This window comes from Pseudomonas sp. 9.2(2024) (assembly GCF_039695385.1).
GTDB classification, from domain to species: Bacteria; Pseudomonadota; Gammaproteobacteria; order Pseudomonadales; family Pseudomonadaceae; genus Aquipseudomonas; species Aquipseudomonas paraglycinae.
In genome coordinates this window covers 4,405,994-4,429,914 of sequence record NZ_CP155585.1, presented here as the reverse complement: position 1 = coordinate 4,429,914, position 23,921 = coordinate 4,405,994, and the positions used below count along the sequence as shown (strand labels likewise).

Sequence of the window (23,921 nt, the reverse complement as noted above, 5' to 3'; positions counted from 1 at the left end):
GCTAGTGTTGACGGTTTTTTTGCTGGGTGATAATTGCCTCGATCGAACGGGGGGCAGATTGATTTTAAAATCAAAAGGAGACAGATTTATTTGTTTTGAGTGATGAATATATCTGTCCTCATTTTTTTACTGTTGAGTTGGCTATTTGTTTGTGCTTTTTAAGATTTCCTTCCAAATATAGCGATAGCTGTAACGAAGCCAAAGAATCTTCAGTTTGTCAAAATTTCGCCGCACCTTACTTCGTTGACGAGCTCGCAGTTCTTTTTCAATCTCGTCCAACAACCACTCATCTTTGAACCCCGTCCAAATTGGCGGCACTGGTGTCTCAAGATTGCCAAAGCACACCGGAGCCACTTCTGAATATAGTATGTCTTCAACAATTTTCAGATCGTAGGGTTTAATTCGCTCCGCGATGTATGCATAGTCGACTTCGTTGTCAACGAAGGCTTCAGCCAATGCTATCTGGATTTTGGCTTTATCTTCCGGAGTTAAAATACTTCCCAATGGGAAAGCTCCTCTAATTCTTCGTCAAAAGTATCCGCAACTACGCTTCCGGCAATGCCACCTGCCATGCTACCTATTAAAACCACAGCCACTGCGCATGCTGGTGCTGCTGGGCCGCAAATTGCGCTAACACCCAGGCCCGCAAGGAATCCGCCGGCGGCTCCCGCGCCAAGGATTGTTGCTTGTCGCGCGCTTTCTTTTACTTTGTTGTCAGCGTTCAGAATCTCGTAGGTAGCAAGGGCGGCAGTCATGATGATTCCAACCTTGCCCATGACGGTCATGATTTTTGTACCGGCTGTAAATTTGGCGTTGTCTCGGCCCGATCCTTCAAGGGCTTTATAAAGAATTTCTTTTTGCTGGGTCTTTGAAAGTTCGTTGTAATTTTTGTTGAAGCCGGTTCGAGATTTTTCATCAAGAATATCTGCGTGCGTTTTTCCGCCTTTTTTCTTTTTCTCGGCAACGGCTACGCCTTGGGCGGAGGTGAACTTACGATGTTCAAACATAATTTTGTTGCGCATTTCATTGCTGAATTTTGTACCGTCTTCAACGGTGATATTGCCAGCTCTAACGTCTGCCAATACCTGTTGCGCCATTCGTTTGATATTGCGCTGGTAGCTGGCGCGGACGCGTTCGTCTTTGATCGCGTCGATCGAAAAGCGTGTGGCAGCGCCTTCCATGCCCGCGATTGCCATTTCGAGTGGAGACTGGCTTAGGGTGTGCTCACTCTTGACAACATAAGAGCCGGTTACGAGGTACGGTTCGGTCATGAGAAGTCCTTATCCCAAGATATCTTTAAGCAGTGCATCAATGCTTGATGTAGTGCAGGTGTTTTCGTGCTCTGCAAATTCGAGCGTATGGCACATTTTGCCGGTTGGGTTGGCAAATCGGACTGTGTTATTTGAGTCGAAGGATCCAGTCATTGATGACCCGTCATCAAAGTGCGCGGTGCATGTGAATCCTTGATAGCTCTCAGAAGCTGGGATCTTAAAAGCGATCCAGTTCCCATGAATGATCATCGGCGTCGGTGGCGTAAACGGCGCAGGTGTATGTGAGTCGCCGATAATCACCGTTCCTGATCCTCCGATCACAACGTCTCCATGTGAACCGACTGTGCCAACCAGCGCGGCATTTTTGCCGTTGATGAATACAGTGCTGGATACGGCGGAGGCCAGTGCGCTGCCACAGGTACAGGTGTCGTCTTTTCGGGCGGCGGCGAGTCCGTCGAAGAATACGTCGGGGGATCCGGAGGCAATGGCTTTGGGGCCGTGTCCGGGGATGGGGCAACTGGTGGGATCGGTGATGCGTGCAGCGGGCTTTGCCATGTTTGACTCCCTGTCAACGGATTAGCTGGCACCGACTGTATCAGAGTTGCTTTGGTGGTTGCCTCACGGCGACGTGCCCGGTGTTGGTTATCCATCTAAACAGCAAAATCTGAGTGTGTTTAAACGAAGCTCTCTGACACTACTTTCGGCCCTACGCATCCTTGCGCCACCCCCTACACCTAAGACAGAATCCGCCGGCTTGTGCGTCTAGCACGCGGGTTTTATCGTCTCTACGTCACTGCAAACCAGTGATCGGGTTTGGTAGCCCGCTTCGTTCTAGACTCATGGCGTCACCGTGTGCAGCCCTTTTTCAGGGCTCGGATTTCATGGTGGTCATGCGTGGGGCTCATTCGTGGGCGCCGGGTTCTAGTGCGACCGGTCTACCAACCCGCGTATGGCCGCCACCCAACGTTTGGTAGCGAAGGGTGATGGTTCCTTTTGGTAATCGCGCTAGAGGATTCATCCATGTTCAAACCAACACCCAACCCACCAGAAACCGATCCAGTCTCCCCCTACAAATTCCCCGATTCACGAACCCTGAACGAAGCCGCCGAACGCGCCCTCGATCACTACCTCACCCCACAGCAACGGATCATGGGCAGCCACACCCAACATGACCCGATGTACTTCGCCAACCCGGCCTACGACACCGAATCCCTGCTCGCCAATGCCAGCGAATCCTTGGGTTCAGCCTCCGAAATGCTCAATAACTTCGCCGCCACCCTGGAACCCGCCCACCGCAAAACCGCCATCGGCATTGCGCAGTTGGTGATGTTGGGGTCTTTGGCGGTGAATCAGGCGCTGGATAACGTCGAGCCGAAGTAGATTCGGGCAACCCTTTGCGGTGGAGGGTTGATCGTCAGGCGTGGGTTCAACCTGAACCCACGCTGAAAACCCCACAAGTTTCATCTTCCCGCCACCCGCACAGGCCTACGATCCCTCTACAAGATCCCGACCCCACCCGAGCGCCACACACCATGAACAATCCACTCAAAGCGCTGTTGATCGTCGCCACCGTCTCGGTTTTAAGCGCCTGCTCCGGCTCCGGTGGCTTGACCACCACCAGTTGTTTCTCCAGTGACTGTCAGTCGCTGCAGGCGCGGAACGTGAATACGTTGAAGTTCGGCGGGAGCAATATCGGTAACAGTTTCAACCAGTACAGCTCCGGCCTGATGCATGACGATTGAGGGTTACTGGGCCGCGGGTACGGCGATCCATTCGCTCAGGACTTTCTGGTATTTGCCGGTGACTTTGCTCAGGTGCAGCCACTGGTCGACGTAGAGTTTCCAGCTGATGTCGTCGCGCGGCAGCAGGTAGGCTTTTTCGCCGTATTGCATGAACTGGCTCGGGTTGACGGCGCACAGGCCGGGTTTGAGTTTCTGCTGATAGAGGGCTTCGGAGGCGTCGGTGATCATCACGTCGGCCTTGTTGTCGAGCAGTTGTTCGAAGATGGTCACGTTGTCGTGCAACGCCAGTTGCGCCTTGGGCAGGAAGGCGTGGACGAAGGCTTCGTTGGTGCCGCCGGCGGGTTCGACCAGGCGTACGTTCGGCTGGTTGATCTGGTCGATGGTCTGGTATTTGGACTGGTCGGCGCAGCGCACCAGCGGGATTTTGCCGTCGACGTCGAGGGTGTTGCTGAAGAAGGCTTTTTTCTGGCGTTCGAGGGTCACCGAGATGCCGCCGACGCCGATGTCGCATTTTCCGGCCTGCATGTCCGGCATCAGGGTTTTCCAAGTGGTCTGCACCCATTCGACCTTGACGCCGAGGCTGTCGGCCAGGGATTGCGCCATGGCGATGTCGATGCCTTCGAATCCGCCGTCCGGGCGTTTGAAGGTGTAGGGCTTGTAGTCGCCGGTGGTGCAGACGCGCAACTGGCCTTGTTGCTGAATGGTGTCGAGGTGCGAGGCCGGTTCTTGTGCCTGGGCGGCGCCGGCCATGGCCAGCAGGCCGCAGAAGATCATCGTGCTTTTTGGAATTGTCATGGAGATCGGGCTTGTGCAGTGGGAGTGCAGGCCAGTGTAGTGAATGCGTTTGCCGGGTGTCACCCCGGTTCCGGGCTCAACGTGCCCAGCCACGCCACCAGTCCCACGATCAACAGCGCAATCACCAGCTCCAATGCCACGCTGCGGCGAAGGGCGTTTGCCGCGACTTGATGCTGGCCCGCGCGCAACGATTGCTCGAGCAACGGCCCGAGGTGGAAGCGGTTCAACGCGGCCAGCACCAGCATGCCCCCAAACAACGCAACCTTGATCGCCAGCAGAATCCCGTAGGTGCCGAGCAGGACTTCGCCCAGTGTCGGGCCGACGATGAACAGGTAATTCGCCACGCCGGTGACCGAGAGGATCAGCACAATCGCCGCGCCGACTCCTTCGAAGCGTTTGACGGAATCCGCCAGCGAACGAATGCGCACTTCGCTTAATAGAGCGTCGAGCCGCGCCATCAAGATCAGCGCGAGCATCGCGCCCAGCCACGCACCCGCCGCGAGCAGGTGCAGGATGTCGCTGAGCAGGTGCCACGCGTTATCCATCGCCCCGTGTCCGCTCCAGGCCAGGGAGGCGAGGGCGACGGCGCCGGCCATCGATGTCAGCCACAACCCCGGCCAGATCACCACGGCGATCAGCGCAATCATCCGCAGCGTCCACGCCAGCCCGACGTCGGTTTCCAGCACCATCATTTGCAGGTGCGGCCACAGCGCCGCGAACTCAGTTTCGCCACTCATGGCGCGGGTCATCAGCACCAGTCCCGCCACTGACAGTAGCGCCCCGATCAACGCCATCCCGCGCAGCATCGGCCGAAACCGCAGCACCGCGTCAACGCTGTACAGCCCGAACAACGCCAGTCCGAACAACAACAGCAAATCCACATACAGCGCCAGACGCAGGAGGATGTTGATCAGTTCAGCCATCGCTCACTTCACTTTGAACGTGACGTTGCCGGTGATCGGGTGCGTGTCCGACGACACTGCGCGCCATTCGACCTTGTACGTGCCGGCGGGTAGCGGTGCGAGCGGGGTGACGAGCATGGTTTTCGGGTCGCCGCCAGCGCTGACTTTGGCCTTCATCGGCATCGGCGAATGAGCCATGCCGGGCATTTCGGTCATCACCAGTTTGGCGCCGGAGAACTGGGTCAGCAGATCCTCCGAAAACCGCAGTTCGATCTTGCCGGGCGCCGCGCCGTCGGCACCTTCGGCCGGGGTCGACGACAGCAGTTTCGGATGGGCCTGGGCCAGGGTGCTCAGGAGCAAACCGCTGGCGAGGACGAGGGAGATTTTCAATGTGCGCATGCAAGACCTCTGGGTTGTTTTTTGATGGGATTCAGAACCACAGCCGCACGCCGAGGACGAGTCGCGCTTCGCTGCGATCCTCCCCTTCTTCCCGTGCGTAATCGGCGGTGTGGCCGTAGGTGCGGTTCCAGGTCACGCCGATGTAGGGCGCGAATTCGCGGCGGATTTCATAGCGCAGGCGCAGCCCGGCTTCGGTGTTCGCGAGGCCTGAGCCGATCCCGCGTTGCGGGTCGTTTTTGCCGTAGACGTTGAGTTCGGCGGTCGGCTGAAGGATCAGGCGATTGGTCAGCAGGATGTCGTAGTCGCCCTCCAGCCGCACCGCGCTCTGGCCGTTTTCGCCGAGGAACGCCGTGGCTTCGGCTTCGAAGTTGTACAACGCCATGCCCTGCAGACCGAACGCTGCCCAGGTTTGCGGGGCGCCGGGTTTGAAGTCCTGACGCACGCCGCTGACCACGTCCCACCAAGGTGAAATCGCATGACCCCACAGCGCCTGGATTTCCGCGTCTTCGGTCTTGCCGTTGCTGCGCTCGCCCTCGGAGCGCAACCACAGCCGATCGATGTCGCCGCCGATCCAGCCGGACAAATCCCAGGCCAGGGTGCTGGCATCGTCGGCGTCCTGCCATTCGAGTTTGTCGGCGAGGAAGTACGTGTTGATGGCGCTGTCGTGCACCTGATGCCCGGCGTGGCTGGTGAACACGGCGGCGCGGTCGGCGTCGGTCAGTGCCGGGATCGGTGTGCGGCTTTCGGTCGGCGCGGCGGGCTGCATCATGCCGTCGTCCATGCTTTGCATATCGCCCATCTGGCTGTGATCCATGCCCTGCATGTCGCTGGCGGCGAATGCCGGAGCCATCGACAGGAGCGACAACGAAAACGCGGCAAATCGGGTCATGGTCGGCGTCCTCATTCTTCCACCCGCACTTCGCGGAACATGCCCATTTCCATGTGGTACAGGAGATGGCAGTGATAGGCCCAACGGCCAAGCGCATCGGCAGTCACGCGATAACTGCGGCGCGTGCCGGGCGGCATGTCGATGGTGTGTTTACGCACCTGGAAATCGCCGTTTTCGTCTTCCAGATCGCTCCACATGCCGTGCAGATGAATGGGGTGGGTCATCATCGTGTCGTTGACCAGCACCAGGCGGATCCGCTCGCCGTACTTCAACAGCAGAGGCTCGGCGTCGGAGAACTTGATGCCGTTGAACGACCAGGCGAATTTCTCCATGTGGCCGGTGAGGTGCAGCTCGAGGGTGCGGCTCGGGTCGCGGCCGTCCGGGTCTTCGAAGGTGCTGCGCAGGTCGGCGTAGGTCAGCACGCGGCGACCGTTGTTGCGCAGGCCGAGGCCGGGGTCGTCGAGTTTCGGCGCGGTGGTCATGGCTTGCATGTCTACCAGCGGGTTGTCCTTTTCGCTGTCGGGGTGCGACTGCATCGGGCCCATGTTCATGCTCGAGTGATCCATGCCGCTCATGTCCATCGAACCATGATCCATGCCGCCCATACCCATGTCGTCCATGGTCACCAGCGGTCGCGGATCAAGCGCCGGCACCGGGGCCGACAAACCGGCGCGGGTGGCGAGGGTGCCTCGGGCGTAACCGGTGCGGTCCATGGCCTGGGCGAACAGGGTATAGGCGTCGGCGGCGGGTTCGACGATCACGTCATAGGTTTCCGCCACGGCGATGCGCAACTCGTCGACGTTGACCGGTTTGACGTGCAGGCCGTCGGCGGCGACCACGGTCATTTTCAAGCCGGGGATGCGCACGTCGAAGTAGGTCATGGCCGAACCGTTGATCAGCCGCAGACGCAGCTTTTCGCCGGGACGGAACAGGCCGGTCCAGTTGGTATCCGGGGCGTGGCCGTTCATCAGGAAGGTGTACGTGGCGCCGCTGACGTCGGCGATGTCGGTGGGATTCATGTTCATCTGCGCCCACATCGTGCGATCGGCGACGGTGGCGCCCCAGCCTTTTTCGCCGACGTCGTGGATGAAGTCGCCGACGGTGCGCTTGTGGAAGTTGTAGTAGTCGGACTGCTTTTTCAGGGTCTTCATCAGGCTGGCCGGGTCTTCGTCGGTCCAGTCGCTGAGCATCACCACGTAGTCGCGGTCGTACTGGAACGGCTCCGGTTCCCGGGCGTCGATCACCAGCGGCCCGTAGACCCCGGCCTGTTCCTGCAAGCCGGAATGGCTGTGATACCAGTAGGTGCCGTGCTGGCGGACCTTGAACTGATAGACGTAAACGCCACCCGGCTCGATGCCCTTGAAACTCAGGCCCGGCACGCCGTCCATGTTGGCCGGCAGCAGAATGCCGTGCCAGTGGATCGAGGTGCTGTCCTTGAGCCGGTTGCGCACCCGCAGCGTCACGGTATCGCCTTCGCGCCAGCGCAGCAGCGGGCCGGGCAGGCTGCCGTTGATGGTCTGGGCGGTGCGGTGCTGGCCGGTGAAGTTGACCGGGGTTTCGCCGATGAACAGCTCGAAGTCGGTGCCGCTTAACTCGTTGACCTGGCCGGGGCTATTCAAGGCCCAGACCGGCGTGCGCCACAGGCCGAGGCCGCCGAGCAGACCGCTGGCGGCGAGGCCTTTGACGAAGGTGCGTCTTGAGGTGGTGGAAGGCATGCGCTGGAAGTCCCCGATTGACTAATGACGGGGGAGGCTAACCAGCGGCAGCTTTCAGCTGGCTGAGGCGCGGATTACAGTTGTGTCAGGTTCAACCTACAGACCGAGCCCTTCCTGGACTACCAACAGCAGGTTGTTTTCCGTCAACGCAATCGCATCCAGCTGTTGCCCGGTCTCGAGCGTCTGCAACCACCAATGGCTTTCGCCGTGCTCATCGACCGTGCGCAGCAGCGATGCTTCGCGCCCCGGCAGGACGATTTGCACGCGCCCTGCGCCGTCTTCGGTGAAGCGGGCGATGGGGTCGAATGTCAGGCTGTGGTGGTTGGCTTCGATGATCAACTGGTCGATGGCGTAGTCGTGGGTCTCGCCGTCCGGTGAACTTTCGCAAACATGGGTAGGATTTCGCCGAATCTTCAGGCCTACCTCGGTGACCGGTTGCAACCAGCCTTCGATTCGGTGATACAAGGTGTAGACCTGAGCCGGCCAGCAATCTATCTCCAGTTCGGCGCAGGTGATTTCGTCAGCATGGGTGTGCCGGGTTTGTTTGAGTTTCGCGGCGAGTTCGTCTGCTTTACTCATGTCGGTTCCCTGTGGTGATTTCAACATCATCGTAGTCCTTTCAAAGTAATGCAGGTTTTGCCCTGCGTCATGCGCTTGCAACACGGGCATGACTCAATCAGCGTCTGGCCAAGTGATGGTCAGACCACAGAAACCACGGACGCACGCGTCCCAAGGAACGGGAACATGAAAAAGCTTTTTACAATTATGGCGCTGATTGCGCTGACGGTCGGTAGCATCGGCCTGAGTTCGGCACGCCAGTCGTCCGCCAGCAAGGCGGAATCGGTGGCGGGGGTATTCGATTACTACTTGCTGACGTTGTCCTGGTCGCCGACCTTTTGCCTGACCCACAAGGACGACCCGCAATGCACCGGCAAGGGTTACGGTTTTGTCCTGCATGGCCTCTGGCCGCAATACGCCAAGGGCGGCTGGCCGGAGTCCTGCCCGCCGCTGACTAACCTGTCGGCCGCCGAAACGGCCAAAGGCCTGACGCTGTTCCCGACCAAAAAACTGCTCGATCACGAATGGAGCAAGCACGGCACTTGCAGCGGCCTCGGCGCGATGGGCTATCTGGACGAAGCGGACAAAGCGGTGGGCGCGGTGAAAATCCCGCAAGAGTTGCAACCGTTCAGTAGCTCTTATTACTTCGAAGCGCAGGAAATTGCCGACCTGTTCCGCAGGAGCAATCCGGGCATCCCGTCAGACGGCATCGCCGTGATCTGCAACGGCCCGGAACTCTCGGAAGTGCGCGTGTGCATGGGCAAGGACCTGCAATTCGGCGCCTGCGGCAAGGGCGTGAAAACCCAGTGCCGGGCGGGGGATATCCGGGTGCCGCCATCGCGATAACGCAATCGGTTACTGGCCATAAAAAACAGGCGCCTTTTCAGGCGCCTGTTTTTTTGCAATCGGGTTTGATCAATGGAAGGACTTTGTTCATGCTGCGCGCCCCATGGATGATGACGCGATACTGCAAGGAGCTTTTCATGAGCGGAAAACCCGCTGCCCGAGTGACCGACCCGACGGCTTGCCCATTGCCGGGGCATGGCACCAGCAGCGGTAAGAAAACCTTATTGCTTCTTCTATTGACCATCTTGTGTTCAGCCTGCGCTAAAAACCATACGGTCCAGCCTGCAAATCTCAATTTTCTGACGATAGAGAGAGAACCCAGCAGCCTGTATTACGAAATTTACTACGCCTCTGATGTAAACCTTTTGGATCTGTTTGGGAGAGGAATGAGGGAAGGCGCCGCTTCGACAATGTTGGAGTGTGCACTGGGTGACGATCAGGACTTCTCTATCACTAACCGATTCAGATATTCGGCGTACGGACTGATTGATGTAGATGAGACCAACAAAGCCGGCGGGAAATACAACTACGTGACGAGTGCAACTTTAAGGCAAACCGTAAATAACGGTTCAACTCAGGAATTTCTTTCAATTCAGGAGTTGAATGGCCTGTTGTCCGGAAAGCTCCAGGTCCCCTGCAAAGTCGTCATTACCGCCTGGGGCTACAAACCCTACTACTCAAACACCATGAACCTCCCGGTCGCCGACCTGCTGCGCGAAGTCAACAAGCCCTGAGTTCAGCGCCATTCGGGGGGGATCAAGCAAATCCCCCCGCATCCACCCCCAATTCCCCCCGCAGAAACTCCACCAAACCCCGCTGCAATCCACTCAACACCCCTTCGCGGCTGACCAGCGCCAGCTCCGTCGGCGGCAATGGCGGCAAGTCCGTGCACACCCGATGCTCCGGCAACACCGCCGACGCCGGCAGCACCGAAACGCCGAGCCCTGAGGCCACCGCCGCTTGAATGCCGGTCAGACTGTGGCTGCCGAAGGCCACCCGCCAGGGGCGTTGCGCCACGTCGAGCAGGCGAATCGCCCGTTGCCGGTACAGGCAGCCTTGGGGAAACAGCGCCAGCGGCAACACGCCTCCGGAAGAATCGAACTCCACGCCTTTGACCCACACCAGTCTTTCCGGCCAGGTCGCCCAGGCGGGGCCGCTGTCGGGTTCGCGTTTGATCAGGGCGATGTCGATTTCGCCGCTGTCGAGGCGTTGGCGCAGGTCGAGGCTCATGCCGCTGACGGTTTCCAGTCGCGCTTGCGGGTGGCTGCGGGTGAAGCCGGCGAGGATCAGCGCCATGCGTCGGGCGTCGAAGTCTTCCGGCATGCCGATGCGCAGGATTTCCAGATCCAGATCGCTGGCCAGGGCTTCGCTGGCCTCGGCCGACAAGGCCAGCAGGCGGCGGGCGTAATGAATCAGCAGTTCGCCGTGCTCGGTGACGCTGACGTTCAGCCCGGTGCGGTCGCGCAACAGCAGCGCGTGGCCGACCAGGTCTTCGAGTTTGCGTACCTGTTGGCTGACCGTGGATTGGGTGCGGTGGACGCGTTCGGCGGCGCGGGTGAAGCTGCCTTCATCGACCACGCAGACGAAGGTTTTCAGCAGTTCCAGATCCAGCATGGCGGCGGCCTCGATATTTGTTTGGCAACTGACGGTCGGCTATTTATTTAATTTCACACTATCACCCCGAGTTCATAAGCTGAAGCCCTCACTTGCAGAGGAATTCCCCATGACCTTGATCAACACACCGCGCCCGCAATGGCTGACATTCGATTGCTACGGCACCTTGATTCAATGGGACGAAGGCCTGCGCGCCGTGGCTGGGCGGATCCTGAGCGAGAAGGGCGAACACCGGGTCGACGCCGGGCGCCTGATCGAGGTTTATGACCGCCACGAACATCGCCTGGAACAGACGCCACCGCACCGCTCGTTTCGCGAACTCAGCACTCTCGGCCTGCAACTGGCCCTGGAAGAACTGGGCCTGGCGAGTGCCAGCGAAGACAGTCAGCGCCTGGCCGCCGCGATTCCGCAGATGCCGCCGTTTCCCGAAGTCGTCGAGACCCTCGCGCAGCTCAAGGCCAAGGGTTTCAAGCTGTGCATCGTCTCCAACACCGATGACGACATCATCGCCGGCAACGTCGCTCAACTCGGTGGCCACATCGACCGGGTGATCACCGCGCAACAGGCCGGCGCCTACAAACCGGCGCCGCGGCTGTTCGACTACGCTCATGAGCAATTGGGCGTCAGCCGCGATCAGGTGGTGCACATCTGCGCCAGCCCGATGCTCGATCACACGGCGGCCCGCGACATGCATTTTCGCTGTGTATGGATCGATCGAGGGACCGGTCGTCAGTTGCTGCCGGACTATCGGCCCGACGCGATCCTCAACACGCTGGACGAAGTGCTGCCGCTGTTCGCGTCCCTTGGCTGGTCATAAAGGAGTTTCGCCATGGCCCATACCCTGACCGGCAGCGCCCGACCCACGCGTTGCGCCTCGTTGAACCTCGACAGCGAAGCCATCATCAGTGCTCGCCAAGAGCTGGCGGCGTGCTTTCAACTGGCGGCGCTGCACGGGCTGGAGGAGGGGATCTGTAATCACTTTTCGGCGATGTTGCCGGGCCACGATGACCTGTTTCTGGTCAATCCGTACGGCCATGCGTTTTCCGAAGTGACCGCGCACAACCTGCTGATCTGCGACTTCGCCGGCAACGTGGTGGACGGCGAGGGTCAGCCGGAAGCGACCGCTTTCTATATTCACGCGCGCCTGCACCATCGGCTGCCCCGAGTGAAGGTCGCGTTCCATACCCACATGCCGAACGCGACGGCGTTGTGCCTGCTGGAGGGGCCACCGCTGTTATGGCTGAGTCAGACCGCGCTGAAGTTCTACGGGCGCACGGCAGTGGACGAGCATTACAACGGGCTGGCGCTGGATGAGCGCGAAGGCGACCGGATTGCCGGGGTGATGGGCGAGGCCGACATTCTGTTCCTGAAAAATCACGGGGTGATTGTCGCGGCGCCGACCATCGCCGAAGCCTGGGACGACCTGTATTACCTGGAACGTGCCGCGAGAGTGCAACTATTGGCAATGGCCACGCAACGGGTGTTGAAACCGGTACCGCACGCGGTGGCGCAACGGGCGTACGAGCAGATGCGCGAGGGCGATCCGGAAAGTGCGCGGGCGCATCTGCACAGTGCGATGCGGCGGTTGGCGAGCCTGGGGTAAAAGCGAGGAAAACGGGCAGGCAAAAATAATTCGCGCCGCAGGTCATCCAATTGCCCTGCGCGCCGATAGCAACTGGGTCGGGATCGTAGCGGGGGCACTTGGTTGCCCCACACAACCCGGTGGGCTACGCTCACGAAAACAAGGGTTTCGGGCTTTTGCCCCTGTCGTACCTGCCCAGGACACGCTTTTGCCTATCCCCATTCACGATCCGAACCAAGCCCCCGGCGGCACCCTCAAGCGTTTGCCCCTGCGCAAGGCGGCGGTGTTGTTCATAGTGGCTGTGTGTCTGAGCCTGTCCGGCCTGTTGTATTTGCAGATCGAACAGTCGCGGCGCCAGGATCTGGCCAACGCACAGGTGTCGTCGGCCAACCTGACCCGGGCCATGGCACAGCAGGCTGAAGACACTTTTCTGGCAGCGGATCTGGTGTTGACCAGCCTGGTCGACTGGGTTCAGGACGATGGTTATGGCGCGGCGCAGAAGCCACGTTTGCAGAAAACCCTCGCGCGGCGGGTGCAGCAACTCGAGCAGTTGCACGGCATGTTTCTGTTCGACCGCGAAGGGCAGTGGGTGATTACCTCATTCGCGGATCTGCCGCGCGGCAATGGCGTGGCGGATCGCGAGTACTTCAAGTTTCACCAGCAGAACGTGTCGGGTGTGGCGCACATCGGCCCGGCGATCCGCAGCCGCGAAAACGGCGAGTGGATCATCCCGATCTCGAAACGGGTCAACGACCGCGCCGGCAATTTCCAGGGCGTGTTGCTGGCCGGGATCAAGATGTCGTACTTCGACAAGTTCTTCAAAAGCTTCAGCCTGGACGACAACGGCACCATGTTCCTCGGCCTGACCGACGGCACCTTGCTCGCTCGGCGACCGTTCGACGAGGCCCTTATCGGCACCTCGCTGGCCAAGGGCGAGATCTACCAGAAGTTGCTGCCCAATGCGTCCGCCGGCACTGCGATGATCGATTCGGTGGTCGATGGTGTGACGCGTCTTTATGGTTACCGACAGCTGGAAAGCTACCCGTTGGTGGTCGCGGCGTCTTCGTCCCGGGACACGATCCTCCAGGGCTGGTATGACCGGGCGTTCCAGTCCAGCGTGATCGTGGCGCTGGTGATGCTCGGCGTGGGGCTGTTTGGCTGGGTGTTCATTCATCAGGTGCGCGATGGCGAGCGGATCGAGAAAAACCTGCGCAAGGCCCAGCGGACGCTGGAGCAGATCGCCACCCACGACAGTCTGACCGGGCTGGCCAACCGGCGTCTGTTCGAGCGCTCGCTGGAGGTGGAGTTTGCCCGGGGCGCGCGGCAGTCGAGCCCGGTCAGCCTGATCATGCTCGATATCGATTTCTTCAAAAGCTACAACGATGCCTACGGCCACGTGGCCGGCGACCATTGCCTGACGCAGGTCGCGCAGGTGGTGAAGAACTGCTGCCAGCGCAAGTCCGATCTGGCGGTGCGCTATGGCGGTGAGGAATTCGCGGTGTTGCTGCCGGACACCGACATCAACGGCGCGCTGGCGATTGCCGGGCAGATCCGCCGCAGCGTCATGGACAAACACATCACCCACAGCGGCTCGCCCACCGGTTATCTGACGGTGAGCCTGGGTTGCTATGCATTTATTCCGCTGGGCAACGACAGCCCGGAGCTGTTCATCCAGCGCGCGGATGCAGCGCTGTATCAGGCCAAGAACGCCGGCCGCAATCGCGCGGCCGTGTTGTCGATGGACGTCGGTTTCGGCGAATTGCTACGTTCGGATCGCTGACAAAAAACGGTAGGGTTCAGACACAGGCCATGGCGTTTACCACGGCCTGCTCTTGTTCGTTCAGCCGCCAGTGCCACCGCCGGCACCGCCCGTGCCGCCACCGGCCGAACCGGTGCCACCTCCCGCTCCCGAACCCGAACCGCTGGCGCCGCCGTTGGTGCCGGTGCCGCCCCCCGCGCCGCTGCCGCCGGACGGCGAGCCCGGCGTGTTGTCGGGCGGCATTTGTGAACCACTGGTGGAGCCGGATTTGGTGCCCGTGGCATCGGCGCCGTCGTTGGCGGCGAATGTCGCGGCTGAGCCTGTGGCCAGCAGGCCGATCAACAACAGCGAGGTGAGTTTGCGCGTCATCATGGTCTGTCTCCGGAAAGGGGATTTACCTGATATTGGTCAGACGCGCCGAACCCTTGGTGCCGGCCGGATGACGAGCGGTCAGAAGTCCACGGTGGCCGAAACCTTCAGCGTACGCGGCGTGCCCTGGGTCAGGTAACCGCCGTTGGCCGAGGCCCAATAGGCTTCGTTGGCGACGTTCTCCAGATTGGCCCGCAGGGTGATCTGCTTTTCATCCAGTTTGAAGGCATAACGCGAGCCCAGATCGAAGCGGTTCCACGCCGGAATGCTCTGGGTGTTCGCGGCGTTCAGGTACTGGCCGCCGGTGCGCAACATCCGCGCGCTGAGGGCGGCGCCTTCGAGCCCCGGAATGTCCCAGTCGGCGCCGAGGTTGAACTGGAAGCGCGGCACCCCGACGGCGCGGTTGCCGTCATTCACGCCGTTGCTGCTGCCTTCCAGTTCAGTCTTCATCACGGTTGCGCCGCTGAGCAGGCGCAGGCCGTCGAGCGGTTCGCCGTAGACGTTGAGTTCCACGCCTTTGTTGGTCTGCTGGCCGTCGACCCGGAAGATTCCGTCCTGGGTGTAGCTCGACGGTTGCTCGATGCGATAGACGCCGAGGTTGGCGCCGTAGCTGCCCATGTCCAGGCGCACGCCGGCCTCGATCTGCTTGCTGCGCACCGGGGCGAAGGTTTCGTCGCGGTTGACCGCCGTGGTCGGCGGCGTCGGGCCCTTGGCCAGGCCTTCGATGCGGTTGGCGTAGAACGACACGTGTTCCCACGGCTTGATCACCAGGCCGTAGACCGGGGTGGTGATCGACTCTTCATAGCTCGAAGTGCGGGCGCCGGTGGCGGTGCTCCAGCCGTCGACTTTCAGTGCCTGGCGACGCACGCCGAGGGTCAGCAGGATGCGGTCATCGACGAAGCCGAGGGTGTCGGAAATCGCCTCGCTGCGCAGGATGTTCTTGCCGGTGATGCGCGGGTCGTTGATGTCGCTGGCAAACGAGGTAGGTGCTGGGCGCGGTTTGTCGGTGACGTTGTACAGGTTGGTGCTGTAGCGCCCGGCGGTGCCAATGGTTTCGAACGCCGAGCGCTGCTCGCCCCAGATGCCCGCCCAGCCGAGGTTCAACTGGTGCGTGACGGGGCCGGTGTCGAAGCGGCCGTTGAGCCCGGCCATGGCGCTCTGGTTGTCCTCGTCGTGGGGTGAATAGAGCATGCCGCCACGGGCGTTGCCGTTGAGGTCGGTAACGGTCAGCGACGAATAAACCCCGTTCTCGCGGGTGTGCTTGGCGCCGCCGGACACATAGGCGGTCCAGTTGTCGTTCAGGTCATATTCGGCGCGGGCCATGCCGAAGGTGTCTTCGAGTTGCGAATAGCTCCAGCTCTGGGCGTAGCTGGCGTTGGCGTGCGGCACCTTGGGGGCTTTTGTCAGGTTCGAATCGACATAGACCACCGAGCGGCCCTGGTTGATGACCTGCTTCTGATAGCCGAAATCGGTCGAGACCCGCAGGCGATCGCCGCGATAATCCAGGCCGACGCTGAACAGCGACGAGCGCTGGTCTTCGTCATCGACGGCAGTATCGCCTTCGCGCTGCATCAGGTTGACCCGCGCGCCGAAGCGGTTGTCCTCGCCAAAACGCTGGCCCAGATCCAGATGCCCGCCGACCCGACCGTCGGCGCTGTAATCGAGGGTGACGCTGCGGGTCGGCGTGTCCATCGCGCGTTTGGGTTGCAGGTTGATCCCGCCCCCGATGCCGCTGCCGCTCGGGGTCACGCCGTTGACGAAGGCGTTCGGGCCCTTGAACAGTTCGACCCGGTCCAGCGCTTCGACGGCAATGATCTGCCGGGGCAGCACGCCATAGAGACCGTTATAGGAAATGTCATCGGAGGCCAGCGGCAGGCCGCGGATCATGAACATCTGCGAGAAGTTGCCGAAGCCGTTGGACTGGCGCACCGAGGCATCGTTGAGCAACACATCGCCAACGGTCTGGGCCTGTTGGTCGGCCATGGTCTTGGCGGTGTAGCTGGTGACGCTGAAGGGCAGGTCGTTGACCTCCTGGTTGCCGAGCATGCCGATCTGCGCGCGCCGCGCGACCTGTTCGCCGCCGTAGGTATCGCCGCTGTCGTCGCGCAGGGCGCTGACGTTGGTGGCGCCCAGTTCCAGCGCGCCGTCCGCCGCGACTTTCGGGGCCACGGTGTAACCGTTGTGGCCGGTGCTGATCAGCTCGAAACCGCTGCCTTCCAGCAACCGGGCAAAACCGCTCTGCGCGGTGTAACTGCCTTGCAGGCCGGGGCTCTGGCGATTGCCCAGTTGCGCCGGATCGAACGACAGCGGCACGCCGACGCTGACCGCAAATTGCGCCAGCACATGGCTGAGCAGGCCGGGGCCGATGTTGACGGTGCGGCTGGCGCTTTCACTGACGCTGTCGGCGGCGTGGGCGGCGCTCGGCAGCAGTGCGCTGAAGGCCAGGGCCAGGCTCAGGTTCAGGGCCTTGAGCGCAAACGTGGCGGGGCGGGGCGATGGCATTGCGGTCATTCGGTGTTCCTGTCGGGGGCGTGGAATTGAAAGGTCTATCCACTCACCGGACGAGACGCGAAAAGGTATCAGTGAATACGGAAAATATTTTCCGAGGGCTCAGACACGCGGTTCCACCGACAGCCAATAGCGGGTCAGGCTGTTGATGTTCAGCGGCAGGGTATCGCTGAGCAAACGCAGGCTGGCGTCGGTGTCGCGCAGGGAAAACGCCCCGGACACGCGCATCGCCGCCACGTCCGAATGACAGCGCAGCACGCCCCGGCGATAGCGGCTCAGCTCTCCGAGCAATTCGTCCAGACGCATGTTGCTGGCCAGCAGCATGCCTTTGTCCCAGGCCAGGGACGCGGTGTCGAAGGTTTCGGCGCTGTCGAAGCTGTTGAGTTTGAAGCGCTGACGCTCACCGGCCTGGAGAATCGCACTGTGCTTGAGCAGTTGCGGGGTGATCTGAACCTGGCCTTCAAGCACCGACACCTGACTGCGCGAACCCTCGGTGCGCACGCAGAATCGCGTGCCCAGCGCGCGGGCCACACCCTGCGGGGTTTCGACAATGAACGGACGGGCGCTGGCGTCTGCGGCGGTGTTGATCAGCACTTCGCCGTTGAGCAGCAGGACGCGACGCTCCACCGGGCTGAAAGCGATGTCCACGGCGCTGTCGGTGTTGAGCACCAGTTGGGTGCCGTCCGGCAATTGCAGGTTCTTTTGTTCGCCGACGGCGGTGCGCTGGTCGGCGGTCCATTGCTGCCACGGTACATGCTGCGAGGCGATGCCCAGCGGCCCGGCCATCAACAGCAGGCCGAGGCGGGTAAGGGTCTGACGACGGCTCAGGCCTTCTTTGCGGGACGCGCGTTTCAAGGTCTGGATCGCGACGTTGGCCGGCACGCTGCGTAAATCCCCCAACAGCGCTTCGGCCCGTTGCCAGGCCATGGCGTGCTCGGCGCTGCGGCTGCGCCATTGGGCGATGGCCTGATGGTCGGACGGGGTGGCGGTGCCGGAATGCAGTTGCACCAGCCAGTCGGCGGCTTCGCCGAGAATCTGCGGGTTGATCATCGACGAATTCATCAGGCGACACTCAGGCAGGCAATGAACGCGGCACGCATGTGCCGTTTGACGGTGATCAGCGAAACCCCCAGGCGTGTGGCGATCTGCGCGTAGGTCAGGCCTTCGATCTGCGACAGCAGGAAGGTCTCGCGGGTCTGTTCCGGCAGTTCGCGCAGCAGCGCTTCGATGCGCCACAGGGTTTCGAGAATCAGGTAGCGGGTTTCCGGCGACGGCACTTCGGCGGCGGGCAGGTGCGCGATGGTTTCGAGATACGCGCGCTCCAGGTCCTGGCGCCGCCAGCGGTCGATCACCAGACCTTTGGCGATGTGCGTCAACAGCGCCCGGGGCTCGCTGCCCAACGGCTTGATCACCTGACGGGTGAGCAGGCGCAAAAATGTGTCGTGCGCCAGGTCGGCCGCATCGCAGCGGTTGCCCAGCTTGCGTTGAAGCCAGCCCTGCAGCCACCCGTGGTGTTCGCTGTAGAGCGTCTGGACTTGCTGATTCAACGGCTGATCGAGGGACGACATGGAGGGCAGGTACTCGTTTCGGGCGTCCGTTGCCAGAGATGCATTCGAGAGTGCGATTAGGGTGCAATTAAGAATTGATCGCATTCTAGTGGCGCGCAACGAGTGATGGCAATTGTCCTTTCACACTTTCTTTTCTGACACCAACGCAGTGGCCTACCCATCTTCCGGGAGATTGGCTATTTGCCGGTCCGGGCGCCGGGACTAACGTAGCCCCACATTCACTTGCCCCGGAGATCCCCGATGAAACCTCGTATCGATTTCTACACCGCGTCCCCCGATGCCCTGAAAGCGATGATTGCCCTGGAAACCGCCGTCTCGAAACTGCCGCTGGAAAAGACCCTGATCGAACTGGTCAAGCTGCGCGCTTCGCAGATCAACGGCTGCGCGTTCTGCATCGACATGCACACCGCCGACGCGATCAAGGGCGGCGAAACCCCGCGCCGGTTGTTCGCCGTGACCGCATGGCGTGAAGCGCCGTTCTTCACCGAACGTGAACGCGCCGCGCTGCTGTGGACCGAATCCCTGACCCAACTGAGCCTGACCCACGCCCCGGACGAAGACTACGAAGTTGTCGCTGCGCAGTTCTCGCCCCAGGAAATGGTCGACCTGACGGTCGCGATCAGCACCATCAACAGCTGGAACCGTCTGGGCGTGGGCTTCCGTAAAACCCCACAGGCCTGATCGATCAATGTGCATCGGCACTCGGCGCGGCCGGTGGTTGCACCTTGCGCATCAAGGGCACCATCGCCGTGGCGATGCCGAAGCACACCATGATCATCAGGAACGTGTCGCCGTAGGTTTGCGTCTGCGCTTCACGGTAGGTCAGCAGCCATAGCTGACGCAGGCTGGCGGTGAGGCCGACATCGCCGCTCTGACCCAACGCGGCAAAGTTGCCGCCGACCTGGGCCAGCCACTGATTCACCGCTTCGTTGCTGCTGTTCAGATGCTCCGCCAACCGGGTGAAGTGCAGGTTGGTACGGTCGTTGAGAATGGTCGCGCACGCGGCAATCCCGATTGCACCGCCCAGGTTTCGCATCAGGTTGAACAGGCCCGACGCATGCTTGAGCCGCGCCGGTGCCAGGCCACCCAACGTCAACGTTACCGCCGGCGGCACCGCCAGTTGCTGGGCGATTCCGCGCAGGGCTTGCGGCAGCAGCAATTCTCCGGCGCCCCAGTCATGGGTGATCGGACTGAATTCCCACATCGACAACGCGAACAACGCCAGGCCCGCCATCATGATCCAGCGCAGATCGATGCGATTGGCCAGAAAGGCGTACAGCGGAATCGCCATGATCTGGAACACCCCGGTGGAGAAAACCGCCAGACCAATGTCCAGCGCGCCGTACCCGCGCACCCGGCCGAGAAACAGCGGCGTCAGGTAAATCGTCGCGAACAGGCCGATCCCGGTGACGAAGGAAAAGAAGCAGCCGAGGGCGAAGTTGCGATCCTTGAGCGCGCGCAGGTCGACGATCGGATTAGCCACGTGCAGCGTGCGGCCGATGAAGGCCAGCCCTGCGAGTCCACTGATCCACGCGGTGGTCAGGATGGTCTGATCGCTGAACCAGTTCCAGCGCGGGCCCTCTTCGAGGGTGTATTCCAGGCAGCCGAGAAACAGCGCCAGAAACACCATGCTCAAATAGTCCGCGCCCTTGAGCAGCGACAACTCCGGCTGATCGATCTTGACCAGCATCGGCACCGCCACGGCGACGAAAATTCCCGGCACCAGATTGATGTAGAACAGCCAGTGCCAGGAGGAAATGTCGGTGATCCAGCCGCCGATCACTGGGCCTAATGTTGGCGCCAGCGAAGCCACGGCGCCGATGGTGGCAGCGGCGATTACCCGCTGTTTGCCGGTGAAGAAAAAGAACGCCGTGGTGAACACCAGCGGAATCATCGACCCGCCGAGAAACCCTTGCAGCGCGCGAAAGGCGATCATGCTCTGGATGTTCCAGGCGATGCCGCAGAGCAGGCTGGCGAGGGTGAAGCCGACCGCCGAGGCGCAGAACAGCCAGCGCGTCGAAAACACCCGCGACAGCCAGCCCGACAACGGGATCACGATGATTTCTGCGATCAGGTAACTGGTCTGCACCCACGCCGTTTCATCGGTGCCGGCGGACAACCCGCCGCCGATATCGCGCAGCGAGGCCGAGACGATCTGGATGTCCAGCAGCGCGATGAACATGCCGATGCACATGGTGGCGAAGGCGAACACTTTGGTCGCCGTCGCCATGTCGGCGGCATTGAATGGCTGCGCGGAGGCGGTGAGGGCGGTGCTCATGGCGCGCTGGCCACGGCGGTGGTTTCAGGTTGGGCACGGGTGTCGACTTCAGCCGTCACCGACAGGCCCGGACGCAGGTGGCCGAGCACGCCATCGGCCGGGTCGAGCAGAATCCGCACCGGCACGCGCTGGACGATTTTGGTGAAGTTGCCGGTGGCGTTTTCCGGCGGCAGCACACTGAACTGCGAACCGGTGGCCGGGGCGAGGCTGTCGAGGCGACCGTGGAATTCCTGGCCGGACAACACGTCAGCACGGATGCTCACGCGCTGGCCGGGTTTCATCCGCGCCAGTTGATCTTCCTTGAAATTGGCATCGACCCACAGACCACTGGCCGGCACCACCGACAACTGTTGCGAACCGGCCTGCGCATAGGCGCCGACCCGCGCGCGGCGGTTGCCGATCACGCCGTCGACCGGGGCGCGCAGTTCGGTGTAGCCGAGGTTGAGTTGCGCCAGATCCCGTTCGGCCCGGGCTTGCTGGAGGGCGGCGCGGGCCTGTTGTTTCTGGGTTTCGATCACGGTGAGCTGGCGCTGCGCGGCCAGCAGTTCGGCCTGGGCCTTGGCGCTCAAGGCTTGCGCGGTCTTGAAGGTGGCGTCGGCCCGTTGCGCGCTTTCTACCGAGACCGCGTTGGTGGTCACCAGACGTTTGTAGCGCGCGTTGTCATCCCGCGAACGAGCGGTTTCAGCGCTGGCGGCATCGATACCGGCACGGGCCTGACCGATCACCGCTTGCTGCAGTTGTTCGGTGGCGTCGAGGTTGGCCAGCAGCGCTTCTTCGGCGGCGACCGCGCCTTCGGCTTTGGCCAGATTGGCGCGGTAGTCGCGGGCATCGAGGCGGATCAGCACGTCGCCGGCCTTCACCTTCTGGTTGTCGCTGACCAGTACTTCCTCGATGTAACCGGCGACTTTCGGTCCGATCACCGTCACGTCGCCGCCGATGTAGGCATCGTCGGTTTCCTCGAGAAATCGCCCCGTGCCCCACCAATGCACGGCGTACAGGCCGGCGAACACCAGCGCGGCCAAACCCGCAGTGGGCAACAGCAGGCGTTTGAGCAGGGGAGGTTTGGGAGCACTGACCGGAGCGGCGAGATCGGGTTCTACGGTGGGCATGCTGGTCATGGCGTAATACCTGAAGAAGCGGAATGGCTATTACGACCGTAATATGACGCGAGTAATATTTTGTGGCAATTGATTTTTTCCGCCGATCGTCAGATGAAGACTGTCGAAAGAAGAAGCTGACCATTTGTTTAAGAAATGTAAGCGCCGTAGGAAGCGTCTTGCAATTGTGTAGGAAGGCTCTGACTATCACCGCTATTGATGGGGTGGCATTAAGCCAGTTGATTGCAAGGATGTTGAGTGCCGTATTCGCTTTGCGCTGTTTCTCGTAGTCGTTCCCTGCCGCGCCCGCTGTTGTCGGCCTTGTTGTTGAGTCTGTGTGCGCCCAGCGTTCTCGCCGCCGAAACTCCAGCCCCTGGCCAGGAAGTGCTGCGCCAGCAACAACTGCAACAGCGCGATCTGCAACAGCTGCAACTCGAACAGCGCAAGCGGCAACTGGAGCGCGGCGCGTTCGGCCCGACGCCTGCCACTCCGGCCATTCCTGAGTCGATCAAACCCGATGAGCGCTGCTGGCCCTTGAGCGGTACGCGTATCGGTGGTGTCACGCTGATCGGCAAAGACAAACTCAACGCCCGGATCAAACCGCTGCTGGCGCCGTGCATGGGCGTCGGCCAGATCAACCATCTGCTGGCGACCATTACCGCGCTGTACGTGGAGAAGGGCTACATCGCCAGTCGGCCTTACCTGAGCAGCGCGCCGGTAGCCGGGCAATCGCTGGATATCCTGATCGACGAAGGCTACATCGAGTCCATCGAACTGGCCGACCAGAGCCTGCCGGTGTCCCTCGGCGGTGCATTCCCGGGCATGCTCGGCAAGCCGCTGAACCTGCGGGATCTGGAGCAGGGTCTGGATCAGTTGAACCGCCTGCGCTCGCTCGATCTTACCGCCGACATCGCCCCCGGCAGCCAGCCCGGTGCGTCGAAAATCATCTTGCGATCGCGCACCTCGGGGCAGTCGCGCTGGAGCTTGGGCCTGGGCGTGGACAACCTCGGCAGCGCCAGTACCGGTCGTGATCGCGACACACTGAGCCTGACCCTCGATAGCCCGCTCGAACTCAACGACCTGTTGAGCCTCAGCGCCAGCGACACCCTCAATCAGGGCGACCGCTACAGCCGCAACGCCAGCCTCTATTACGCGATTCCCTACGGTTACTGGACGTTCAGCACTTTCGCCAGCCACGCCGAATACCGCGCGCCGTTCAAGCTCAGCACGCTGACTTTTCACAGCACCGGCATCACCGATCAACTCAGCCTGCGCGCCGACCGGGTGTTGTGGCGCGACCAGAGCCATCAGCTCAGCGCCAATCTGCAACTGGCGCACAAGGATGTCGACAGCTATCTGGAAAGCGTCCGCCTCGGCATCCAGAGCCCGACCCTGACCGTGGCCGAGGCCGGGCTCAATCTGTTCTGGCTCGACCGCGCGGTGTGGAACCTCGACGTCAATTACGCCCAGGGTTTGCGCTGGCTGGGCGCCGACGACGATGCCGATCGTCAGGTCAAAAACCTGCCCAAGGCACAGTTTCGCAAGTACCGCGCCGGCCTCAGCCAGTGGCGCAACGGCCAGCTCGGCGCGCAAGCCTGGCAATGGCAGAGCCAGCTCAATTTGCAGTACAGCCCGGATCCGCTGCCAGCCATCGAACAGTTGCTCGGCACCGACGATTCCGCTGTGCGCGGTTATCGGGTCAGCAGTGCGTCCGGTGCCAGCGGCGCGATCTGGCGCAACACTCTGCGCCTGCCGCTGCGCACCGATTTGCCAGTGCAGCTCACCCCGCGTGTCGGCCTCGACCACGGCTGGATCAAGGCCGATCACGGCGCCCCGGTTCAACGCCTGAGCGGCGCCAGCATCGGCCTCAATCTGGGCTGGAAAAACCTGCAAGTGGACGTCGATTATCAACGCAGCCTGAACACCCCGACCGGCCTGCACCGCGAGCCTGAAACCTGGCTGATGCGGGTCGGATTACAGATATGAACGTCAGTGAACAACAGCCATCGGACCTGAGCGCGACAGCCGT

The 23,921-nt window shown here is 61.5% G+C and carries 25 protein-coding genes; 9 read left to right on the top strand and 16 right to left on the bottom strand.

Features of this window, described 5'->3' with window-relative positions:
* Positions 1-141 precede the first annotated feature (141 nt).
* Genes ABFB52_RS19845 through ABFB52_RS19835 form a run of 3 tightly spaced genes read right to left on the bottom strand, consistent with a single transcriptional unit; the run spans position 142 to position 1,826 of the window.
* On the bottom strand, positions 142-504 hold the full coding sequence (locus tag ABFB52_RS19845) for a hypothetical protein (RefSeq protein WP_129974280.1): 363 nt from the start codon (positions 502-504) through the stop codon (positions 142-144).
* Positions 489-1,271 (bottom strand): hypothetical protein, encoded by a 783-nt coding sequence (locus ABFB52_RS19840; protein ID WP_129974279.1) that lies wholly within the window; start codon positions 1,269-1,271, stop codon positions 489-491. The genes ABFB52_RS19845 and ABFB52_RS19840 overlap by 16 nt, the downstream gene beginning before the upstream one ends.
* 9 nt (positions 1,272-1,280) lie before the next feature.
* Positions 1,281-1,826: a PAAR domain-containing protein gene (locus tag ABFB52_RS19835; RefSeq protein ID WP_129974278.1), complete on the bottom strand. Its 546-nt coding sequence runs from the start codon at positions 1,824-1,826 to the stop codon at positions 1,281-1,283.
* Between the two features lie 465 nt (positions 1,827-2,291).
* Between ABFB52_RS19835 and ABFB52_RS19830 the strand changes: the two genes are divergently transcribed.
* Both ABFB52_RS19830 and ABFB52_RS19825 read left to right on the top strand, forming a co-directional pair.
* Positions 2,292-2,651 (top strand): DUF6124 family protein, encoded by a 360-nt coding sequence (locus ABFB52_RS19830; RefSeq protein WP_007955862.1) that lies wholly within the window; start codon positions 2,292-2,294, stop codon positions 2,649-2,651.
* 152 nt (positions 2,652-2,803) lie between these two features.
* Positions 2,804-3,013: a hypothetical protein gene (locus tag ABFB52_RS19825; protein WP_129974277.1), complete on the top strand. Its 210-nt coding sequence runs from the start codon at positions 2,804-2,806 to the stop codon at positions 3,011-3,013.
* Between the two features lie 3 nt (positions 3,014-3,016).
* Here the strand turns inward: ABFB52_RS19825 and ABFB52_RS19820 are convergent, their stop codons facing one another.
* The 6 genes from ABFB52_RS19820 to ABFB52_RS19795 form a co-directional block, all read right to left on the bottom strand.
* Complete coding sequence (locus ABFB52_RS19820) at positions 3,017-3,808, bottom strand: transporter substrate-binding domain-containing protein (RefSeq protein WP_178082645.1); 792 nt, start codon at positions 3,806-3,808, stop codon at positions 3,017-3,019.
* A 59-nt stretch (positions 3,809-3,867) separates the two neighbouring features.
* Positions 3,868-4,731, bottom strand: coding sequence for a copper homeostasis membrane protein CopD (gene copD / locus ABFB52_RS19815; protein ID WP_129974275.1), 864 nt, complete (start codon positions 4,729-4,731; stop codon positions 3,868-3,870).
* A 3-nt stretch (positions 4,732-4,734) separates the two neighbouring features.
* Positions 4,735-5,109 (bottom strand): copper homeostasis periplasmic binding protein CopC, encoded by a 375-nt coding sequence (gene copC, locus ABFB52_RS19810; RefSeq protein ID WP_129974274.1) that lies wholly within the window; start codon positions 5,107-5,109, stop codon positions 4,735-4,737.
* Between the two features lie 31 nt (positions 5,110-5,140).
* A complete protein-coding gene (locus tag ABFB52_RS19805) occupies positions 5,141-5,998 on the bottom strand; it encodes a copper resistance protein B (RefSeq protein WP_129974273.1) in 858 nt (285 codons plus the stop codon).
* A gap of 11 nt (positions 5,999-6,009) precedes the next feature.
* Positions 6,010-7,713, bottom strand: coding sequence for a copper resistance system multicopper oxidase (locus ABFB52_RS19800; protein ID WP_129974272.1), 1,704 nt, complete (start codon positions 7,711-7,713; stop codon positions 6,010-6,012).
* Positions 7,714-7,809: 96 nt separating this feature from the next.
* On the bottom strand, positions 7,810-8,292 hold the full coding sequence (locus ABFB52_RS19795; protein ID WP_129974271.1) for a hypothetical protein: 483 nt from the start codon (positions 8,290-8,292) through the stop codon (positions 7,810-7,812).
* A 165-nt stretch (positions 8,293-8,457) separates the two neighbouring features.
* Between ABFB52_RS19795 and ABFB52_RS19790 the strand changes: the two genes are divergently transcribed.
* Together ABFB52_RS19790 and ABFB52_RS19785 are read left to right on the top strand one after the other, a co-directional pair.
* Positions 8,458-9,117: a ribonuclease T2 gene (locus ABFB52_RS19790; RefSeq protein WP_011335138.1), complete on the top strand. Its 660-nt coding sequence runs from the start codon at positions 8,458-8,460 to the stop codon at positions 9,115-9,117.
* Positions 9,118-9,254: 137 nt separating this feature from the next.
* Complete coding sequence (locus ABFB52_RS19785; RefSeq protein ID WP_256656695.1) at positions 9,255-9,851, top strand: hypothetical protein; 597 nt, start codon at positions 9,255-9,257, stop codon at positions 9,849-9,851.
* A gap of 22 nt (positions 9,852-9,873) precedes the next feature.
* Here ABFB52_RS19785 and ABFB52_RS19780 read toward each other — a convergent pair whose 3' ends face one another.
* Positions 9,874-10,731, bottom strand: coding sequence for a LysR substrate-binding domain-containing protein (locus tag ABFB52_RS19780; protein WP_240869106.1), 858 nt, complete (start codon positions 10,729-10,731; stop codon positions 9,874-9,876).
* Positions 10,732-10,840: 109 nt separating this feature from the next.
* Between ABFB52_RS19780 and ABFB52_RS19775 the strand changes: the two genes are divergently transcribed.
* From ABFB52_RS19775 to ABFB52_RS19765, 3 genes are all read left to right on the top strand, one after another.
* Entirely contained in the window at positions 10,841-11,548 is a 708-nt protein-coding gene (locus ABFB52_RS19775; protein ID WP_129974219.1) for a haloacid dehalogenase type II, read from the top strand.
* Positions 11,549-11,560: 12 nt separating this feature from the next.
* Positions 11,561-12,334, top strand: a complete 774-nt coding sequence (locus ABFB52_RS19770; RefSeq protein ID WP_129974220.1) for an aldolase — start codon at positions 11,561-11,563, stop codon at positions 12,332-12,334.
* Between the two features lie 187 nt (positions 12,335-12,521).
* The gene (locus ABFB52_RS19765; RefSeq protein WP_129974221.1) at positions 12,522-14,093 is read left to right on the top strand and encodes a GGDEF domain-containing protein; all 1,572 of its coding nucleotides are present in this window, start codon (positions 12,522-12,524) and stop codon (positions 14,091-14,093) included.
* Between the two features lie 60 nt (positions 14,094-14,153).
* Here ABFB52_RS19765 and ABFB52_RS19760 read toward each other — a convergent pair whose 3' ends face one another.
* The 4 genes from ABFB52_RS19760 to ABFB52_RS19745 all read right to left on the bottom strand — a co-directional run bounded on the left by ABFB52_RS19760 (position 14,154) and on the right by ABFB52_RS19745 (position 18,517).
* Positions 14,154-14,444, bottom strand: coding sequence for a hypothetical protein (locus tag ABFB52_RS19760; RefSeq protein ID WP_102688574.1), 291 nt, complete (start codon positions 14,442-14,444; stop codon positions 14,154-14,156).
* Between the two features lie 78 nt (positions 14,445-14,522).
* On the bottom strand, positions 14,523-16,952 hold the full coding sequence (locus ABFB52_RS19755; protein ID WP_129974222.1) for a TonB-dependent receptor: 2,430 nt from the start codon (positions 16,950-16,952) through the stop codon (positions 14,523-14,525).
* Between the two features lie 99 nt (positions 16,953-17,051).
* Entirely contained in the window at positions 17,052-18,011 is a 960-nt protein-coding gene (locus ABFB52_RS19750; protein WP_129974223.1) for a FecR domain-containing protein, read from the bottom strand.
* The gene (locus ABFB52_RS19745) at positions 18,011-18,517 is read right to left on the bottom strand and encodes a sigma-70 family RNA polymerase sigma factor (RefSeq protein ID WP_129974224.1); all 507 of its coding nucleotides are present in this window, start codon (positions 18,515-18,517) and stop codon (positions 18,011-18,013) included. Before ABFB52_RS19745 ends, ABFB52_RS19750 begins: the two co-directional genes overlap by 1 nt.
* A 240-nt stretch (positions 18,518-18,757) precedes the next feature.
* Here ABFB52_RS19745 and ABFB52_RS19740 point away from each other — a divergent pair, with 240 nt between their 5' ends.
* Positions 18,758-19,198 carry a carboxymuconolactone decarboxylase family protein gene (locus ABFB52_RS19740; protein WP_129974225.1) on the top strand — a complete coding sequence of 147 codons (441 nt, stop codon included), beginning with the start codon at positions 18,758-18,760 and terminating at the stop codon, positions 19,196-19,198.
* A 4-nt stretch (positions 19,199-19,202) separates the two neighbouring features.
* Here ABFB52_RS19740 and ABFB52_RS19735 read toward each other — a convergent pair whose 3' ends face one another.
* Together ABFB52_RS19735 and ABFB52_RS19730 are read right to left on the bottom strand one after the other, a co-directional pair.
* On the bottom strand, positions 19,203-20,795 hold the full coding sequence (locus tag ABFB52_RS19735) for a DHA2 family efflux MFS transporter permease subunit (RefSeq protein ID WP_102718684.1): 1,593 nt from the start codon (positions 20,793-20,795) through the stop codon (positions 19,203-19,205).
* Positions 20,792-21,913 carry an HlyD family secretion protein gene (locus tag ABFB52_RS19730; protein WP_064380928.1) on the bottom strand — a complete coding sequence of 374 codons (1,122 nt, stop codon included), beginning with the start codon at positions 21,911-21,913 and terminating at the stop codon, positions 20,792-20,794. Before ABFB52_RS19730 ends, ABFB52_RS19735 begins: the two co-directional genes overlap by 4 nt.
* A 237-nt stretch (positions 21,914-22,150) precedes the next feature.
* Between ABFB52_RS19730 and ABFB52_RS19725 the strand changes: the two genes are divergently transcribed.
* Positions 22,151-23,878, top strand: coding sequence for a ShlB/FhaC/HecB family hemolysin secretion/activation protein (locus tag ABFB52_RS19725; protein WP_129974226.1), 1,728 nt, complete (start codon positions 22,151-22,153; stop codon positions 23,876-23,878).
* The last annotated feature ends 43 nt before the right edge of the window (positions 23,879-23,921 follow it).